A 15,993-nucleotide genomic window follows, 5' to 3' on the forward strand; every position below is an offset into this window, starting at 1 on the left:
GTGGACCTCGCAGGCGGTCCTTCCCACGCGTCATGCCCGCGACGCGGAAGCCGGCCGTCCGGAAGGGGCACCTTGTTCGCCCCGAGTGTCCGGTTTCATCCGACCGTATACGCACCCCGTGCAAATCGAAATCCGAGGTGCCGGCTCCTGAGCCTCGCCGCGGGAGGTCAGCCGAAGGTGTACGCCCCGGGCCGGGGTGCCCTCGTGATCCTGCGGTACACCGTCGTCGGCCGGGGCCAGTTGTTGGTCACCCTCCCGGCGGCGTTCTTGTACCAGCTGTGGCAGCTCGCCTCCCAGACGGTGCGGGCCATGGCCTGGTCGAGAGCCCGGCGCCAGGCGTCCATGGTGGCCGGCCGTACCTCCATCGGGCCGTGCGCGGACAGCAGCGGCAGGCAGCCCATGATGTAGCGGACCTGCGACTCGATCATCAGGATGATCGAGTTGTGCCCGAGGTTGGTGTTCGGCCCGTACAGCAGGAAGAGGTTCGGGAAGTAAGGCACGGCGACGCCCAGGTAGGCCTCGGCGCCGTCCTTCCACACGTCGTGCAGCCTGCGGCCTTCCCGCCCTGTGATCTCGATCGGCGCCAGGAAGCCGGTCGACTCGAAGCCGGTCGCGTACACGATCGTGTCGGCCTCGCGGACGGTGCCGCCCGCGGTCTCGACGCCGCCGGGCACGATGCGGGTGATCGGCTCGGTGACGAGGTCCACGTTGGGCTGGGTGAGCGCCGGGTAGAAGTCACTGTCGATCACGATGCGCTTGCAGCCGATCGGGTAGGCCGGCGTGAGCTTGGCACGGAGCGCCGGATCCTCGATCTGCCGCGTCAGGTGGCCCTTGGCGCGCTTGGTGATCAGCCGCCGGCTCCAGCCCCCGACGAGCACGGGGAACACCAGGCCCTCGAGGAACCGGAAGATCCGCTCGCGGTCGGCGGCCAGCAGGAGCGGCACGCGCTCGAACGCCAGCCGCTCGCGCGGGCTGTACTCCCCGTCCGCCTTGGGGATCACCCAGTTGGGCGTGCGCTGGTACACGTCCAGGTGGCCGGCGACGCGGGCGACGCGCGGGATGATCTGCGCGGCCGAGGAGCCGTTGCCGATCACGGCGACGCGGCGCCCGGTGAGATCGTGCTGGTGGTCCCAGCGGGCCGAGTGGAAGCCGGTGCCCTCGTAGGAGGAGATTCCCGGAATGTCGGGCAGGCGCGGCCGGTTCAGCTGGCCCACGCCGGAGACGACCACGTCGAACAGCTCCTCCTCCCCGCCGGCCGTCGTGACCCGCCACCGGTTCACCGACTCGTCGAAGGCGGCGGCCGTCACCTCGGTGTCCAGCCGCAGGTGCGGGCGCAGGCCGTACTTGTCGGCGCAGTGCTCGAGGTAGGCGAGGATCTCTTGCTGCCGGGGGAAGCGGCGCGTCCAGTCGTGACGCTGCTCGAACGAGTAGGAGTACAGGTGGGAAGGCACGTCGCAGGCGGCTCCCGGGTAGGTGTTGTCCCGCCAGGTGCCGCCGACGCGGCCCGCCTTCTCGAAGATCGTGTACGTCGTGATCCCGGCCCTCTGGAGCTGGATCCCCATGCACAGCCCGCCGAAGCCCGCCCCAATGATCGCTACCGTTGGTGCCATTTCGCCAGCCCTCCGGGTGTCAGGACCTACTTACAGTAGATCGTGGCGATAGTCTGCGCACGTGTCCCCAACGGCGTTGTCCGCGATCATCGCGGAACTTGAATCGACGTATGACCCCGCTTGGGCGGAGACCTGGGACGCTGTGGGCCTGGTTTGCGGAGATCCGGCGCAACCCGTAGGCAAGATCCTGTTTGCGGTCGATCCGGTGGCGAGCGTCGCCGACGAGGCGATGGCCTGGGGAGCCGACCTGATCGTCACCCACCACCCTCTCTACCTGCGGGGTACGACCACCGTGGCCGCCGACACGGCCAAGGGCGCGCTGATCCACCGGTTGATCAAGCACGACATCGCCCTCTACACCGCGCACACCAACGCCGACGTGGCCAACCCCGGCGTCTCCGACGCTCTGGCCAGGGCTGTCGGGCTCGCCGGAGAGCTGCGCCCCCTGCGGCCCTCGCCGGACGACCCGGGCCGCGGCCTCGGCCGCGTCGGCGAGCTGCGGGAGGCCCTGACGCTCCAGGACTTCGCCTCCCAGGCCGCCCGGGGGCTCCCGCGCACCGCGTGGGGCCTGCGGGTCGCCGGCGACCCGTCCCGCCTGGTGCGCACGGTCGCCGTCAGCGGCGGTGCCGGAGATTCCCTCCTCGGCACGGCCCGCGCCGCCGACGTCTTCCTGACCGCCGACCTCAGGCACCACCCGGCCAGCGAGTTCATGCAGTCCGGAGCGTTCTCGGGCGGTCCGGCACTGATCGACGCGGCCCACTGGGCCACAGAATGGCCCTGGCTGCCCCAGGCCGCGGAGCTTCTCGCGTCAGGGTTGGCCGCCAGGGGGATTAATGTTGAGACGCGCGTCTCCGAGACGGTCACGGACGCCTGGACGACAACAGCACAGTGCGAGGAATTAAGTGAAAGCAGCCCCGGAAGCACAGAAGCGTCTGCTCGAGCTGGCCGAGCTTGACGCCGTCCTCGACCGGCTGGCGCATCGCCGCCGCACGCTGCCCGAGCTCGCCGAGATCGACGAGCGTTCGGCCAAGCTGGCCCGCCTCGCGACCGAAGTGATCGCGGCGGAGACCGAGACCAGCGACCTGGCGAGGGAGCAGGCCAAGGCCGAGTCCGACGTCGACGCGGTGCGGGTGCGCGCCGAGCGCGACCAGAAGCGCCTCGACTCCGGCCAGGTCTCCTCTCCGAAGGATCTGTCCAACCTCCAGTCCGAGATCACCTCGCTCCACCGCCGCCAGGGCGACCTGGAGGACGTGGTGCTGGAGATCATGGAGCGCCGGGAGGCGGCGGAGGCCCAGGCCGCGCGCCTGTCGGCCGAGCGCGCCGAGATCGGCGCCGGCCTTTCCACGCTGGAGGAGAAGCGCGACATCGCGCTCGGCGCCCTCGACAAGGAGAGCGGGGAGGCCAAGGGCAGGCGCGGCGGCATCACCGCCGACATCCCCGCCGACCTGCTCGCCCTGTACGAGAAGCTGCGCGGGCAGTACGGCGTCGGCGCGGCCATGCTGCAGGGCGGGCGGTGCCAGGGCTGCAAGGTCTCCCTCTCGATCGCCGACCTCAACCGCATCAGGGCCGCCGCCGCGGACGAGGTGGTCCGCTGCGAGGAGTGCCGCAGGATCCTTGTCCGCACCCCCGAGTCGGGCCTGTGAAGCTCGTCATCGAGGCCGACGGCGGCTCCCGGGGCAACCCAGGCCCCGCCGGATACGGCGCCGTCGTCAAGGACCCCGATGGGCAGGTGCTGGCCGAGGCGGCCGACTCGCTCGGGGTCGCGACCAACAACGTCGCCGAGTACCAGGGCCTGATCGCCGGCCTGCGGTCGGTGCTCGCCCTCGCCGGCGACGGCGCCACGGTCGAGGTGCGCATGGACTCCAAGCTGGTCATCGAGCAGATGGCCGGCCGCTGGAAGATCAAAAACGAAGGGCTGCGCCCGCTCGCGCTGGAAGCGGCCGACCTCGCGCGGCGCCTTCGCGTGAGCTGGAAGTGGATCCCGCGAGAGCGCAACCGCGACGCCGACCGCCTCGCCAACGAGGCCATGGACGCCGCCGCCAGAGGCACGAGATGGCAGGGCACCCCCCTCCCGCCACCGGCTTCCCCCACCACGGCCGACGAAGCCGTCTTCGACCTCGGCCCCACCTCCACAGATGCTCTCACCGCTCCCACCTCCTCGGCCTCCTTTGCGTCCTCCTCCGAGGCGAAGCCGTCCGATGGGACGCCGCTCCGCACCGAGCCGCAGCGAGGTAGCGGCTGGATGGGACCGGCCAGGACGGCCACCTCGTTACTGCTCCTTCGCCACGGCGAGACCGCGTTCTCGGTCGAGCGCCGGTTCTCCGGCACCGGCGATCCCGAGCTGACCCCCAAGGGCATCGCCCAGGCCGAGGCTGCCGCCGCCCGGCTGTCCCGCAAGCCGTACGAGATCGACGTGATCGTCACCTCCCCGCTCCGGCGTGCCCGCCAGACGGGTGAGGCCGTCGCCTCACTCACGGGGCTCAAAACCGCCGTCGACGACGGGCTGCGCGAGGTCGACTTCGGCGAATGGGAAGGCCACACGTTCACCGAGATCCAGCGCCGCTGGCCGGAGGAGCTGGCCGACTGGCTCGCCGACCCGTCCGTGGCCCCGCCCGGCGGTGAGAGCTTCGAGCAGGCGGCACTGCGGGTCGAAGAGGCCAGGGGCAGGCTGCTGCTCGAATACAGGGGCAAGACCGTGCTGGTCGTCTCGCACGTGACGCCGATCAAGCTGTTCCTGCGCTTCGCGCTGCTGGCGCCCCCGGCCGCGCTCTACCGCATGCACCTCGATGTAGCGTCCCTGTCGTCGGTCGACTACTTCCCCGACGGGCCGGAACTGGTCACATCGCTCAACGACACAGCGCACCTTCGCTGATCTCAAGTGGTGCACGACGGCGGCCTCGGGGGGACGGGCCGCCGCCGTACGCCTCCTATCAGACCTGGTGAGGCTTGCCGCTGGATTAAAGGCGACTTGTGATCCGTTAGACTGGAGATACAGCGGACGAGTCGGCCGGGCGACCGCGTTGGGGCTTCTCGAAGCCCCGCCGAGGAAGGTCCGGGCTCCACAGGGCAAGGTGGTCGGTAACGCCGACCCGGGGTGACCCGCGGGACAGTGCCACAGAAAACAGACCGCCTCCCCGATAGGGGGAGGTAAGGGTGAAACGGTGGTGTAAGAGACCACCAGCGCCCACGGTGACGTGGGCGGCTTGGTAAACCCCACCTGGAGCAAGGTCAAGAAGGGATCCTCCCCGGAGGATCCCGCGCGCGGCGTTCGAGGGTGACCCGCCCGAGTCGCGCGGGTAGACCGCTTGAGGCCGCCGGCAACGGCGGTCCTAGATGGATGGTCGCCCCTTTGCGCAAGCAAAGGACAAAACCCGGCCTACAGGCCGACTCGTCCGCCCTGTCCTCCTCTGACCTGCGGTGAAGCCGTGATCGGGCAAGATCGAAGCGGCCGGAGGGCACAATGGGGGCACATTCAGGTGAGCTCGCCCGCCGCGGCGAAGGCGTGGTCCAGGGCCGTGCGAGCCCGCTCCGACGCCTCCGGGACCAGGTGCCCGTAGAGATCCACGGTGGTGGTGATGGACTCGTGCCCGAGCCACCGGGACACCTCGGAGATGGGCACACCCTCGGCGAGCGCCGTACTGGCGAAGGTGTGTCGAAGATCGTGGAACGTCATGTCCACCGGCACTCCCGCTGGGAAGATCGCGGGCTTCAGGACATCGGCGTTGAAGTAGTCGCGCCGGATCAGGTTCCCGCGCGCCGTCCGAAAGAGCACGTCCTCAGGCTTGTGCCCGTCGATGTACTCGGCCAGCGCACGAGCGAGAACGGCCGTCACGGACAGAAGCTTTCGTCTTCGGCGGAGCCAGCGTCGGACGCCGATCGATCACCAGGACCTGCTGATTTACCGTCAGGATGCCATCGGCGAAGTCGATCCGGTCGACGGCCAGGCCGAATGCTTCTCCCTGCCGGAGACCGGCCGCGGCGCCCAGGAGGATCAGCGGCGCGTAGTCGGGCCGCATGGCCCGGTAGAGCACGAGCACCTCGGTGGGGGAGAGGAGCCGGATCGTGGTCATGTCCGGCTCCGGCAGGCGGATGTCGACGCAGGGGGAGCGGCGGATCATGCCGTCCCGTACGGCTCCGCGCATGATGCTGGAGAGATCACATAGATGGTCTCGACCGTACGCGGGGCCAGGCCTTTCACGTGCAGGTCCTTCACCCACTTCGGCACCGAAGTGGGCCGTATGGAGATCAGGGGGACCAGGCCGAACACCGGGTTGATGTGGTTCTTCAGGTGCCCTTCGTAGGTCGTCGAGGTTCCGGACCTTTGGGAGGTGGAGGGGCGCTCAACTCCCATAGAGCAGTGCCATTGAGTGCCAGGAAAGGAAGGTAGGGGTTACGGGCATCGCCCGGATGCCCGAACTCGTCGATGAGGCGCCCGATCTCCATCTCGGCCTCGGGCCAAGGCGCTAGCGGTTCTTGTCGTTTCTCGCCCGCCCGATCGCCCACAGCAGAGTCAACGGCTGGTGCCGCTCGGCGAAGCCGTCAAGGTACTGCTGTGGACGGAGTTGCTCCACTGCCGTGAGCATCGTCTCAATGGTGATCTCTGTGGCGGAGACGCGGCCCCTCGCCTCGTGTGGGGGGTAGGGATTCGAGGACGGTCCGTCGTCCGTAGCGGTGGGGGAGGGATGGCAGCTAGATCGCGGGCCAATCGGTCGGCCTGATGCAGTGCGTAACCGGGGAGGCTAATTCGTAGCCGAATTCGCTTGGTGCTGTTGCGACCTTTAATTGCCGTAGGGCTCTGGCCGATCCTGACCTGGGCGGTCGTTAGTCCCCATCGGTCAGGAGTGGGAGAGACCCTTATTTGCCCCCTGTGTCTGGGGTCTGCCGTTGGCAGGCGTCCCTGCGAATTATTGAGGTTGTTGTAAACCAATGAGCCGAGGTGGCTGTCTTCTTGTGGCATGTGTCGCGACGGGCACATGGTCGAGGAGGGCGTGACGATGGAGTACCGGTTCAATTCGCCTCCCGGATGGCCGGTTCCTCCTGTGGGCTGGCGGCCGCCGGAGGGATGGCAGCCGTATCCGTCATGGCCTCCGGCGCCGCCGGACTGGGAGTTCTGGGTTCCTGTACAGCCGTCGCCCCCGCCTTCTGCGCCTCCGGTTCAGCCGCAGCCTGCTCCCGCTCCAGCGGTACCAGAGCGCAGCGGTGGGGGGCTATTCAGCGGCAAGAAGAAGCTGGAGGCAGAGAACGCCGAGTTGCGCGCGTGGGTCGAGCGGCTGGGTGGCATGGACGCCGTGCGCGTCTCCGCGATGACCGAGGCGCTGCATGCCGAGCATCAGGGACTGCAGACGGCTGTCGCTGATGCCACGCGGCGTCTGCGCGAGGTCGAGCGGTTGATCGTACAGACCGAGGAGACCGTGCTGTTGCAGGAGGCCGGTGTCTATGAGTACCGGCACCCGTTGAGTGACGCGGTGGCCTACAAGGAGCGGCTGGCGCAGGTCAAGGCGCGCATCAAGGACTTGTCCAAGGACGGCAAGGCGGTGCTGGGTTCCACCGGCTGGCAGGTCAACGGGTCGGCGGCCGAGGGGCGCCGGATGGTGCGTGACTTCTCCAAGCTGATGCTGCGTGCTTACAACGCCGAGGCCGACAACTGCGTGCGCACGATGCGCCCGTACAAGCTGCAGTCGGCGGTCGACCGCCTGGAGAAGGCGGTGGAGATGATCGTCAAGCTCGGCAAGACGATGAGCATCCACGTCAGCGGTGACTACCACCGGTTGCGGGTCTACGAACTGGAGCTGACCGCCGACTACCTGGCCAAGCAGGAGGAGGAGAAGGAGCGCACCCGTGCCCAGCGGGAGCAGCAGCGTGAGGAGGAGGCCGCGCGGCGGGAGTTCGAGCGGGAGAAGGCCAGGCTCCGCAAGGAGGAGTCCCATTACCGCTCCGCGCTGTCGAAGCTGCTGGCCAAGGGGGATGAGGCGGGGGCGGATGAGCTCAAGGCGAAGCTGGAGGAGATCGGCGCGGCGGTCAGCGACGTCGAGGCGCGCGAGGCCAACGTCCGGGCCGGCTATGTGTATGTGATCTCCAACATCGGCGCGTTCGGCGAGGACGTCGTCAAGATCGGCATGACCCGCCGTCTGGAACCCGAGGACCGTGTCCGGGAGCTGGGCGACGCCTCGGTGCCGTTCAAGTTCGATACCCACGCGCTGATCTTCAGTGACGACGCGGTCGGGCTTGAGGGGCGGCTGCACGCCGCGTTGAACGACCGGCGCGTCAACAAGGTCAACCTTCGCCGGGAGTTCTTCCACGCAACGCCCGCCGACGTCAGGGACCTGCTGGAGAAGATCGCGGGCCAGCACCTTCTGGAGTACCGGGACACTCCCGAGGCCCTGGAATGGCACCAGTCGGTTCACGTCAAGGCGGCGGCGGGCTGAGCCGAATCGCGCGCCTGGTCGGCGTGCCCCGTGGGCACATTGGGGGCACATGGCGTTAGAAGGCGGCGGAGAACAATGTCAAAGGACGGCAGTGTTCCGCAGGTCAGACGGCATGTCGCTGATCGGCGTGCAGGTCACGAGCAGGCCGGATTAGAACCCGGCCTAAAGGCCGACTCGCCCGCTCGCATCTCTCCCACCAGCACCGGAAGCCCCGCAACTCATGGGGAGGGGCACATCCGCGGTAACGCCCGCGGATGACGGCGACGCCCAGCGGCCCCAGCCGGTTCACCGGCCCAGCCGCCGCGGCAAGTCGACTCGTGTCAGCCAGTCAGGGCAAATGCCGTCCGCATAGCCGGATTCATTTCGCTCATGGTGGGTGATCGAGTGCCCCCCGGGTTGAGGTTCGTCAGGACAAGCTCGATGCCGAGTGCGTGCTGATGACCCCGATCCACGGACGAAGGAATGTGAAGCAGAAGCCCCGCCCGTGTCCCAAATTGAGAGCGAGCGGGGCTTCTTCGCGTTGGACGGCTACCGTTCGCAGACGATGCCGTCTCCGTCGCGGTCCTGGTACCAGTTGTACTCAGGGTCAACGTTTCGCCGGTACGGGCCGTACCCGTTCTTGTTGGCCTCCGCGCAGGTCTTGAACCTCGGGTCGTTCCCTGACGGCGGAGGTGTCGGCTCCGGTGTCGGCTTGGGCGTCGGCTTGGGCGTCGGCTTGGGTGTCGGCTTGGGTGTCGGTTTCGGCGTGGGGGTGGGGGTGGGGGTGGACCCGGTGTCACAGCGGCCCGACCACACCTGCAACCGGTCCGCCTTCGCCTTCGCCTGGTCGGTTCGGATCGTCTTGATGAACCGGTCGTTCGGCGCGACCAGCAGCGCCTTGCCGTACCCGTAACGGACCAGGTTCCGGTTCACGAACGTGCCCGCCTGGTTCCAGACGTAGAACAGGTAACGCCCGCTCGGGTCCTTCAACTGCTCGTCACGCAGCAGGTATGTGACCTCGCCCACCGGGAGCAGGGCCGCAGTGCGGGCGATGGCGGCCTTGTACCAGCACTGGCCCTTCTTGGGGGTGTTCACCTCCAGCAGGCGAACCCGCAGCGTCCTGTTCTTGTAGGTGACGTCGACGGTGTTCCCGTCGACCACCTTCTTGACCTTTGCCGACAGCACGCCCTTCGGAACGACGGCGGCATCAGCGGCCTGGATGGTCGCTGGGGACACGAGCAGGCCGCCGGCCAGGGCGGCGGTGGAGAGTAGAGATCGGACGCGCAAAGTGGCTCCTCGCATGGGGGGCGGACTTATGGAAGACGGCTCGCGGTGAGACATGGTTGGCAGGGGTGGGACATCTCCGCGCGTCCAGCCGCTGCTTGCACCCCGTGCCAGATGAACGGATTGTCGGATATACAAGGCGGCATGTTCCGTCTCAGCGTGGTCTCGTCCTGCGAATAGGCGCTCCAGATAGTCGATGTGTCTTGAGAGCGGACACCTCGTACGTTGGCGGGTGACCCTACGGCTAATAGGTAGCGAGTTCGGAATCGTTTGCAGCACTATGGCGTTATGGCGCGGATCAAGGATGTCGTGGTCGATTGCCGGCACCCCGCGGCGGTCGCGCGGTTCTGGGCGGCCGTCCTGGACGGTTACGAGGTCGCTCCGTATGACGAGGCCGAGCTGGAGCGGCTGCGAAGCGAGGGGATCGATGACCCAGAAGACGATCCGACGGTGCTGGTAGAGGCCCGGCCGGGGGTCACGCCGCGTTTCTTCTTCCAGCTGGTTCCAGAACCCAAGACCGTCAAGAACCGGCTCCATCTCGACCTGGCATGCGACGATCTCGACGCGGAGCTGAAGCGGCTGATCGACCTCGGCGCGCGCGTAGTCGCCACCGAGGAGCACTGGGTCGTGCTAGCCGACCCCGAGGGCAACGAGTTCTGCCTCCACGGCGCATAGTGTCCGGAGGGCTCATAGTCGTCCATGGGGGACGCTGATCCCCTTGTACGCCTCGGTCGCGGACGTGAACCGCCCGGGATGTTACCCCCGCTCGTCGATCCGGTCCGTTGAAGCGTCGTACCGCGATTCCCGCATTCACGACGCGGTTTTCTCGGTGGCGAGAACCTGGAGTGTTGGAGGGGACTGCCCGTAAGGTCTGGGTCCTGGTGATCGATGCGATATTGGCAGGCATATGGAAAAGACGTAGAGCCGATGGGGATAGAGTGGCTTGGCGGTCGGTCGGTGGGTACATCGGTGTTTGTGGTGAGCCGCCGAGACCGGTGGGTGAGATGACCGGTTGATCGCTATTTATAGCGGGAAAAACGCCGAAGGCCTTGATAGCGGGTGGTTCCCGGCGAAAGAGCGGCCGCGAATGGCGTGAAGTCTCGAGACCGCGGCTTTCTTTTGTTTATTGTGCCTTCTGTTTTCTCTATCGCTACTTCAGTGCTGCGTCATGGGTTCGCTGAATGGGTATTCCCTGGTAGCAGTGCCGTCATGGCGGCATGAAGAAAGTCCGATTCATCGGAATTCAAGCGATATGGGGGAACCGAGTGATTCCTCGGGAAAAAGGCTCTTTTATAGGTAAGCCCGCGTGGACTCTGGCGGTCGCGACGGCGATCACCGGCGGCTTCGTCGCACTTTCGTGCCCGGCGATGGCCCATGCCGGCACGGAAGCGCGGAGCGTCCCCGGACACCAGGTGTCGTACGACGCCAACCACGCTCCCGCCGGCGCCGTCACCAGCCAGCGGAAGCCGGTCGGCGATGACGACGATGAGGACGGCAAGAGCAAGTGCTCCAAGAAGTGCAATCCCGGCCCTCTTGGTCCTCCCGGGCCTCGGGGGCGCGGTGACGGCATCGACTCGGCACTGGCCACACCGACCGGTGCGCTCGGCCCCGTCAAGTACATCGGACTCGCTCAGGGCAACGGCACGGTCTTCGTTCGGGACCCCACGTCGGTCGCAGCTAACCCGGTCTGGCACGACCTGACCACGCTGTCTGGCTTCCCCGGCAACGTGACGGACATCAGCCTGACGGCCGTCCCGACGACCAACGCCCTGCACATCACGCTGCGGAGCTTGACCGGCCACGTGGTCCAGACGACCTGTCTCGTCACCGTGAACGCGACGTGGCCCGGCATCTGCGGCGCTTTCGTCAACTTCACGCCACCGCTCTAGGCCTGACCAAGGCCTTTGGAGTGACCGCGAGTGCCGTACCCGGGGGTGTCCCGGGTGCGGCGCCGCGAGCCATCGCGACACCTTCCGCCCGACCGTCTGTCAGGCCTGAAGGGAATTCAAAGTGATAGGGGGAACCGAGTGACTCCTCGGGAAAAGGGTCCGGCCGCAGCCAAGACCGCGTGGACCCTGGCGGTCGCGACCGCGGTCGCCGGCGGCCTCGTCGCGCTGTCGAGCCCGGCGATGGCCGGCGTCAGCGCGGAGGGGAAGAGCGTTTCCGGGCATCGGGCGGCGATCGGCGTCGCTCAGGCCGCCACCGGCCTCTGGTGGAAGACCACCATGAGATGCGATCACGACGACCGGAGCGGTGACAAGAAGAACGGCTGCCCCGCCGGTCCTCCCGGGCCCCGGGGCCGGATCGACGGCGTCGAGTCGGCGCTGGTCACACCGGTGGGCGTGACGACCGGGCCCATAAGGTACATCGCGGAGACCCAGCCCAATGGTGCGACCCTGGTCCGGGACCCCACGTCGATCGCGCCGAACCCGTTCTGGCACGACATCTCCTCGCTGGCGGGCTACCCCGGCAACGTCACGGGCGTCACCCTGTCAGCGCTCCCGTATACCGCGGCGGCAGCTGCTCCGGCGTTGACCCTGGCGAAGCCGTCCGCCAAGAGCACGACGGGTGTCTCCCTGCTGGTGGCCCCGGCACCCAGCCAGTTGCTCGTCACGGTACGGGCCAAGACCGGCCAGGTCGCCGAGACGACGTGCACGGCCACTCCGAACGCCCTTTGGCCGGCCAACTGCACGGCCTTCGTCGACGTCACCCCGCCACTGTGAGAGCGGCCGGGACTCCGGCGTGACCGCAGGTGCCGTATCCGGGACGCTTCCGGGTACGGCACCGCCGTTTCCGGCGAAAGGTCCGCCTCAGGCGTTGACCACCACGCCGGAGGGAACCAGCAGGAAGACCTTGGGTGCGATGCGGTCCATGTCGCCGCGGCGCCCGAAGACCAGCCCCGCCGCGAAGTCGAGGAGCGGCTTGGCATCCGCGTCCGACAGGCCGGTGAGGTCCATGACCACGGGCAGGCCCTTGCGGAAGAAGTGGCCCACATAAAGGACCTCGTTGTAGTCCTGCGGGCGCAGGGTCTTCAACAGCGTCATATCGGGCGGAGGGCCCGCAGTGGTCCTCTTGAACCGGCGCTCGTCGGGACCAGCGGTCCCCGGGGGGTGTGCCACGGAGCAGACGCTAACACCGGTAGAACACCCGTAGTGCGCGTACGGTCCAAAACCCCCCGAAGAGGGCTAATGACTACGCGCCGGGGCTTCCGACGCACTAGTCCTTCATCGGCGCGCCTCCGCTCACGACGGCCCTCGCGACAAGCCGTGCGAGGACGAGGTCAGCGGGCGTCCCACTCGCTGAGGATCAGGGCCTCCTTGTCGGGCGCGAGGCCGTGCCGCTGCCAGGAGGGGAGGCGGCGCTCCAGCTCGGCGTGATCACGATCTTTCAGCCAGTCCCACGTGTCACGCACGGTCTCGGTGACCGGGCGGCACCGCAGCCCCGCCGAGGCGGCCTTCGCGGTGGAGACCTCCCAGACGCCCACCTCATCGGGGGTCGGCTGCGTCCAGAGAGGAAGCTCGGTCCACGGCTCGACCTTGTGGTCGACCAGGAACCGGTCGTCGATCCAGACCAGGTCGGGGTTCGCGCCGGTGACCTCGGCGCAGTCGGTGAGCCACCGGCCGAAGGTGGTGTTGCCGGCTGGCCCCGTCGTCAGGAAGCGGTCGTCGACCCCCTTGGCCGCCTGGTCGAGGGTGAAGATCGCGAGGTCGCGGGCGTCGATGAGCTGCATGGGGAGCGCGGGGTCGCCGGGGGCCACGACCCGGCCGCCACGGGACATGCGCCGCAGCCAGGCGGGAAGGCGGCCGACGTTCTCCCAGGGGCCGAGGATCAGCCCCGGCTGGATGATCAGGGCGTTGCCGTCGAAGTAGTGCTCCACGGCGCGCTCGCAGCCGGCCTTCAGGACGCCGTAGTCGCCGTCCTCCGGACCGGCGTCGGGCGAGCACTCCCACCGGGGAGCGGACTCGTCGACGCGCTTGGCCGGCCAGTCGGAGACGGCGGAGATGGACGAGATGAACGCGTAGGTCGCGGCGTGTCCCGACAGGGCGCGAGCGGAGTCGGCGACGACCCTGGGGGTGAAGCCGCACACGTCGACGACGGCGTCCCACTCGCCACCCGCGGCGAGCGCTTCGAGGTCCGCGGCGACCTCACGGTCACCGCGGACGGCCGTCACCCCGGGGAGATCCTCACCGGACCTGCCCCTGTTGAATGTGGTGACGTCATGCCCCTGCCGCAGGGCCTCTTCCACGATGGCCCTGCCGAGGAACACCGAACCGCCGATCACGAGAATTCTCATGGCGACCACTCTCGACCCGTGGCCGCCTCGCGCCGAGGGCTTTCACGGTCAGCGAATCCGCTAGGAGCGGACGCTCGCCACCGGGGTGAAGCCTTCACTGTTGAGAACGTGCACGCGCGCGGTCCCGATGTCGAAGTAGAGGCCGACCAGCTGCAACCGCCCCGACGCCTCCAGATGGGCCACCGAGGGGTACGTGCGGAGGTTCTCGAGCTGCTGGGCCACGTTGACGCGGCACAGCCTGTCGAGCGGCCCCTCGTCCTCGCCGGTGCTGTCGGACATGACGTAACGCGCGAGCGTGTGGTCGCCGTGGCGCAGCCAGCGTCTCAGCCCGGGCAGCCCGCCGGTCTTCTCCCCGGCGCTCAGCACGGCCGCCATCGCCCCGCATCCGGAGTGCCCGCAGACCGTGATGGTGCGGACGTCGAGAGCGGTGGTGGCGTACTCGATGGCCGCCACGAGGGAGTCGTCCGAGGGAGAGGCGCCGTGCCTCGGCACGAGGTTGCCGACGTTGCGCACCGTGAACAGGTCGCCGGGGCCGCTCGCGGTGATCAGGTTGGGCACCACGCGGGAGTCGGCACAGGTGATGAACAGGTGCGAGGGCTCCTGCCTGCGTGCCATGCGGTTGAGGAACGGTTGCACCAGGGGCGCCGTGCTCCGCTGGAAGTCGAGGGCGCCGGCCAGCAGGTCGGGCACGGCGTCCGCGCGCTCGGCGGGGCTGCTCCGCCCGGCCCGCGAGGGCACCCAGACGCCGCCGTGGCGGACCGGGATGCTGGACAGAGGCCCGCCTCGCCGGTAGGCCCGGGGGAGCCACCAGCGGTCGGGTGCCCGTGGCGGCGTCTTCGCCGTGGAGACGCGTGTGCCGCCGGCCGCCGAGGTGTACCACTCGTCGTGGATCTCGTCGATGGTGATCGTGCCGCCCATGCGCTCGTGCTCCAGGCGCCAGCCGTGCAGCGCCTCGAAGGCGGCGTTGTCCATGAAGTCGACGTTGAGATCGAGGTCGACCGCGGCACCCGCCGGGATCGCCCGCAGGTTGCCGGTGAGGCGCGGCACGCCCACGAAGGTGAGCGAGCCGGTCACCACGACGTGCCAGCGGTCGTCCGGCTCCAGGCGCACCTGGACCGACACCCTGGTCAGACGGCGCAGAGCGGACAGCGCGGCGAGGCCGAGGCCGATCAGCACCCCCTCGGCGAGCCCTATCACCACGACGGCGCCCAGGGTGAGGATGTAGACCGGCAGCTCGCCCTGCCCGTGCAGGCCGCGCATCGTGCCGAGGTTGACCATGCGGATGCCGATGAAGACGAGCAGGGCCGCGAGGGCCTCCATCGGGATCAGCGTGACCGTCCAGCCGAAGCAGACCGCGAACAGCAGCACCCACACCCCGTGCAGGACGGTGGACCACCGGCTGCGCGCCCCGGCCTTGATGTTGGTCGTCGTACGGACGATCACTCCGGCGACCGGCAGGCCGCCGAGGGCTCCCGACACCAGGTTGGCCATGCCCTGCCCGGTCAGCTCGCGGTCGAGGTCGGCGCGCGGGCCGTCGTGCAGCCGGTCGGCCGCCACCGAGCACAGCAGGGACTCGACGCCGGCCAGCAGCGCGACCAGCAGCACGGCGCCGGCGATGCCGTGCCAGTCACCGATCGGCATGGCCGGCGCCGCCCACTCGCTGAAGCCCTTGGACAGGTCGGCCCGGGCGATGTCCCAGCCGAACACCCCGGCGGTCGCCGCGGCGATGGCCAGCGCCGCGAGCGGAGCGGGCAAGACGTTCAGGCGCGGCAGGCGAGGCCACAGCAGCAGCACCGTGATGGTCAGCACGCCGACCGCCACGGCGTGGCTGTGGTTGTGCACGATCTGGTCGGGCAGCTGGACGAGGTTCTCCACGGCGGACTTCTCCGGCTGCCCACCGAGCACCACATGCAGCTGGGACAGGGCGATGACCACGCCGACCCCGGCGAGCATGCCGTGGACCACCGCCGGAGAGACGGCGAGCGCCGTCCTCGCCACCTTGAACGCGCCCAGCACGAGCTGCAGGACTCCGGCGGCCAGAGTGATCATGCAGGTGGCGCGCCAGCCGTACGTCCGCACGAGCTCGCCCACGACGAGGGCGAGCCCGGCCGCGGGGCCGCTGACCTGGACGACCGACCCGCCGAGCGGCCCGGCCACCAGGCCACCGATCACGGCCGCTATGAGGCCCGCGATCAGCGGCGCCCCGCAGGTAACCGCTATGCCGAGCGAGAGGGGCACGGCGACCAGGAAGACCACCAGCGAGGCCGGTAGGTCGTGCCTGAGCACCGAGGAAATACGCTCTGTCCTGGAATGGCTACGTTGCGTGTCCCCAGTCATGAGGTGACCATACGACGCGACGGCCGTTTGATTAAGCCTTTGGCCGCCGCGTTTTATATATGAC

15 protein-coding genes and 1 other RNA gene are annotated in these 15,993 nt (G+C 68.6%); 8 read left to right on the forward strand and 8 right to left on the reverse strand.

The window, feature by feature from the left end; translation table 11 throughout:
• Positions 1-167: 167 nt before the first annotated feature.
• Positions 168-1,610, reverse strand: coding sequence for an NAD(P)/FAD-dependent oxidoreductase (locus tag AB0O34_RS09765; protein ID WP_363914567.1), 1,443 nt, complete (start codon positions 1,608-1,610; stop codon positions 168-170).
• Positions 1,611-1,671: 61 nt separating this feature from the next.
• Between AB0O34_RS09765 and AB0O34_RS09770 the strand changes: the two genes are divergently transcribed.
• From AB0O34_RS09770 to rnpB, 4 genes are all read left to right on the forward strand, one after another.
• A complete protein-coding gene (locus tag AB0O34_RS09770) occupies positions 1,672-2,565 on the forward strand; it encodes a Nif3-like dinuclear metal center hexameric protein (RefSeq protein WP_363914569.1) in 894 nt (297 codons plus the stop codon).
• Positions 2,513-3,253 carry a C4-type zinc ribbon domain-containing protein gene (locus AB0O34_RS09775; protein WP_363914571.1) on the forward strand — a complete coding sequence of 247 codons (741 nt, stop codon included), beginning with the start codon at positions 2,513-2,515 and terminating at the stop codon, positions 3,251-3,253. The genes AB0O34_RS09770 and AB0O34_RS09775 overlap by 53 nt, the downstream gene beginning before the upstream one ends.
• Complete coding sequence (locus AB0O34_RS09780) at positions 3,250-4,482, forward strand: bifunctional RNase H/acid phosphatase (protein ID WP_363914573.1); 1,233 nt, start codon at positions 3,250-3,252, stop codon at positions 4,480-4,482. Before AB0O34_RS09775 ends, AB0O34_RS09780 begins: the two co-directional genes overlap by 4 nt.
• Positions 4,483-4,609: 127 nt before the next feature.
• Positions 4,610-5,005, forward strand: an RNA gene (gene rnpB, locus AB0O34_RS09785) — RNase P RNA component class A.
• Positions 5,006-5,082: 77 nt separating this feature from the next.
• Here rnpB and AB0O34_RS09790 read toward each other — a convergent pair.
• The 3 genes from AB0O34_RS09790 to AB0O34_RS09800 are packed head-to-tail and all read right to left on the reverse strand — an operon-like array spanning position 5,083 to position 5,961.
• Entirely contained in the window at positions 5,083-5,442 is a 360-nt protein-coding gene (locus AB0O34_RS09790; RefSeq protein WP_363914575.1) for a tyrosine-type recombinase/integrase, read from the reverse strand.
• Positions 5,387-5,728, reverse strand: coding sequence for a hypothetical protein (locus AB0O34_RS09795; protein ID WP_363914577.1), 342 nt, complete (start codon positions 5,726-5,728; stop codon positions 5,387-5,389). The genes AB0O34_RS09790 and AB0O34_RS09795 overlap by 56 nt, the downstream gene beginning before the upstream one ends.
• Complete coding sequence (locus AB0O34_RS09800; protein WP_363914579.1) at positions 5,725-5,961, reverse strand: hypothetical protein; 237 nt, start codon at positions 5,959-5,961, stop codon at positions 5,725-5,727. The genes AB0O34_RS09795 and AB0O34_RS09800 overlap by 4 nt, the downstream gene beginning before the upstream one ends.
• Positions 5,962-6,859: 898 nt before the next feature.
• Here AB0O34_RS09800 and AB0O34_RS09805 point away from each other — a divergent pair.
• The gene (locus tag AB0O34_RS09805) at positions 6,860-8,035 is read left to right on the forward strand and encodes a DUF4041 domain-containing protein (protein ID WP_363914581.1); all 1,176 of its coding nucleotides are present in this window, start codon (positions 6,860-6,862) and stop codon (positions 8,033-8,035) included.
• A 528-nt stretch (positions 8,036-8,563) separates the two neighbouring features.
• Here the strand turns inward: AB0O34_RS09805 and AB0O34_RS09810 are convergent.
• Positions 8,564-9,301, reverse strand: a complete 738-nt coding sequence (locus tag AB0O34_RS09810; RefSeq protein WP_363914583.1) for an excalibur calcium-binding domain-containing protein — start codon at positions 9,299-9,301, stop codon at positions 8,564-8,566.
• Positions 9,302-9,607: 306 nt separating this feature from the next.
• On the opposite strand from AB0O34_RS09810, the gene AB0O34_RS09815 reads away from it, so the two are divergent.
• The 3 genes from AB0O34_RS09815 to AB0O34_RS09825 all read left to right on the forward strand — a co-directional run bounded on the left by AB0O34_RS09815 (position 9,608) and on the right by AB0O34_RS09825 (position 12,021).
• A complete protein-coding gene (locus AB0O34_RS09815; RefSeq protein WP_363914585.1) occupies positions 9,608-9,973 on the forward strand; it encodes a VOC family protein in 366 nt (121 codons plus the stop codon).
• A 590-nt stretch (positions 9,974-10,563) separates the two neighbouring features.
• A complete protein-coding gene (locus tag AB0O34_RS09820) occupies positions 10,564-11,187 on the forward strand; it encodes a hypothetical protein (protein WP_363914587.1) in 624 nt (207 codons plus the stop codon).
• Positions 11,188-11,325: 138 nt separating this feature from the next.
• Positions 11,326-12,021: a hypothetical protein gene (locus AB0O34_RS09825; RefSeq protein ID WP_363914589.1), complete on the forward strand. Its 696-nt coding sequence runs from the start codon at positions 11,326-11,328 to the stop codon at positions 12,019-12,021.
• Positions 12,022-12,108: 87 nt separating this feature from the next.
• On the opposite strand, the gene AB0O34_RS09830 is transcribed toward AB0O34_RS09825, so the two are convergent.
• The 3 genes from AB0O34_RS09830 to AB0O34_RS09840 all read right to left on the reverse strand — a co-directional run bounded on the left by AB0O34_RS09830 (position 12,109) and on the right by AB0O34_RS09840 (position 15,878).
• Positions 12,109-12,333 carry a cell division protein SepF gene (locus AB0O34_RS09830; protein WP_363914591.1) on the reverse strand — a complete coding sequence of 75 codons (225 nt, stop codon included), beginning with the start codon at positions 12,331-12,333 and terminating at the stop codon, positions 12,109-12,111.
• Between the two features lie 245 nt (positions 12,334-12,578).
• The gene (locus AB0O34_RS09835; protein ID WP_363914593.1) at positions 12,579-13,592 is read right to left on the reverse strand and encodes an NAD-dependent epimerase/dehydratase family protein; all 1,014 of its coding nucleotides are present in this window, start codon (positions 13,590-13,592) and stop codon (positions 12,579-12,581) included.
• Positions 13,593-13,652: 60 nt separating this feature from the next.
• Positions 13,653-15,878 carry a SulP family inorganic anion transporter gene (locus tag AB0O34_RS09840; RefSeq protein ID WP_363914595.1) on the reverse strand — a complete coding sequence of 742 codons (2,226 nt, stop codon included), beginning with the start codon at positions 15,876-15,878 and terminating at the stop codon, positions 13,653-13,655.
• Between the last annotated feature and the right edge of the window lie 115 nt (positions 15,879-15,993).

This window comes from Sphaerisporangium sp. NPDC088356, assembly GCF_040685555.1.
Lineage (GTDB): Bacteria > Actinomycetota > Actinomycetes > Streptosporangiales > Streptosporangiaceae > Sphaerisporangium.